Consider the following 1,862-nt stretch of genomic DNA (forward strand, 5'->3'; position numbering starts at 1 on the left):
CGTGATTTTGACTGATATCGACGGCCTATACGATAAAAATCCAAGCGTTTTTGCGGACGCTAAATTTATAAATTTGGTCGAAAATTTAGATGACGGCATCAGGGCGGCTGCGGGTGCGGAGGGTAGTAAATTTGGCACCGGCGGCATGCGCACTAAAATCACCGCAGCCGAGATGGCGACCAAAAACGGCACTCACCTCATCATCGCAAACGGCGCCGACCCGCGAAACATCGTGCGGGCAGCACAAGGCAGCGAGGTTGGGACGCTATTTTTGGCGGGCAAAAATAGGATAAATTCGCGTAAATACTGGCTCGCCTACTCCGCCGCGCACAAGGGCTCCGTCACTATCGACGCGGGCGCAGCGAAGGCGCTAAAAGATGGTAAAAGCCTGCTAGCAGTCGGCATCCGCGAGGTCGTGGGCGAGTTTGAGCGTGGCGAAACGCTAACTATCAAAGATACAAGCGGCCGGGCGCTAGCTCGCGGCATAACAAACTACTCCTCGGCCGAGCTAGCCCTCATAAAAGGGCGCAAGAGCGAAGAGATCGAGGCGGTTCTGGGCTACAAATACGAGGACGAGGCGCTGCACATCGACAACATCGCGCTTATTTAGGTCAAATTTGGCGGTTTGCTGGCGGCTCAATTTAGCCTCGAGCGTGTCAAATTTACGCCAAATTTGAAGCAAATTTCGCTATATGGCTGTAAAATTTAAAGCTGATACGGCGGCTAAACTTGATCAAATTTGACTACCCAAACTAACCGTGCGCCTGTCGTTAAATTTGACGGTTGATTTTTGAGCGCGCTTTAAAATACGGATAAATTTAAGGAAAAAAATGAACGAAAAAGAATCGGAGACTGCGAAATCCCGGTGCGACCCTGCGGCGCGTAAAGGCTTGTTTGAGAGAGCGATTTTAGCCGGCTGGGCGCCGTTTTCGCTGGGCGTTATAGTTTTTGCCGCGCTTGGAGTTTGGGCGCTAAATTTGAGCCCAGAAGAGATTTTTCGGTCGAATTTTTGGCCGGGCTTTATCCGCGCCGTGCGGGTTTTTGCGCCGTTTTTGGATGATTTGGCTAAAAACGGATTAAAAATCGAAGTCGTAGCCTTTTACGCCTGCGCTGCGTGTTTTTGGCTGTGTTTTTTCGCGGCCGTTTTTTGCCTAAACTACGGCAAAGAGGATTTTAGGCGGGTAAATTTAGTCAAACTTACGGCGGCGTTTGTCCTGCTTGGCGGATTTTGTTTTCTCGCGTTTAGCGGGCTGCTTTTTGCGCCGGAGGGGATGGGCGGCAGATGTGGCGTTTACGTGCGGTTTGACGCCTACGCCCTTGCAAACGACAGCGCGCCTTATAATCTTGCCGCGGCTCTGGTTATCGGCGCGATTTTTGCGGCGTTTGGCGGCGTAGCTTGCGATTTGATTTATAGATTACGCAGCGGCCGGCGGGAGTGAGCCGTTTTGCTCGCTACCGTTTTTCTATCGCGCCCGGATTTTGGGTGCTAAATTTAAGCAATATAAACCCGGCGACGCCTGAAACTACCGAACCTAGCAAGATAGCGAGCTTGTCCGTGTAGGCAAAGGCGTCTGTGTCGTTGTAGGCTAAGCCGTTAACGAAAAGGCTCATGGTAAATCCTACGCCGCAAAGCACCGCGATGCCGTAAAGCTGGATGAAATTTGACCCCTCGGGCAGCTTGGCTAGCTTAAATTTGATCGCTAAAAAGCTAAAGCAAAATACCCCGACTTGCTTGCCGACGAAAAGCCCCAGCGCCGTGCCTAGCGCGACCGGAGACAAAATCTCGTCCAGTCCGACGCCTCGCAGTGAGATGCCTGCGTTTACGAAGGCAAATATCGGCAGCACGCCAAACGCCACCCAGC

Annotated in this window: 3 protein-coding genes; 2 read left to right on the forward strand and 1 reads right to left on the reverse strand. The window is 52.0% G+C overall.

Annotation, left to right across the window (positions count from 1 at the left end):
* Together proB and Q0546_RS02990 are read left to right on the forward strand one after the other, a co-directional pair.
* Nucleotides 1-610, forward strand: a 610-nt coding sequence (gene proB / locus Q0546_RS02985) for a glutamate 5-kinase (RefSeq protein ID WP_298790402.1), incomplete at its 5' end; no start/stop codon positions are given.
* Nucleotides 611-830: 220 nt separating this feature from the next.
* Nucleotides 831-1,439, forward strand: coding sequence for a hypothetical protein (locus Q0546_RS02990; RefSeq protein WP_298790404.1), 609 nt, complete (start codon nt 831-833; stop codon nt 1,437-1,439).
* Between the two features lie 13 nt (nt 1,440-1,452).
* Here Q0546_RS02990 and Q0546_RS02995 read toward each other — a convergent pair.
* The coding region (locus Q0546_RS02995) for a Na+/H+ antiporter NhaA (RefSeq protein ID WP_298790406.1) at nt 1,453-1,862 on the reverse strand (410 nt) is incomplete at its 5' end.

It is taken from the genome of uncultured Campylobacter sp., from assembly GCF_937997465.1.
Classification (GTDB): Bacteria; Campylobacterota; Campylobacteria; order Campylobacterales; family Campylobacteraceae; genus Campylobacter_A.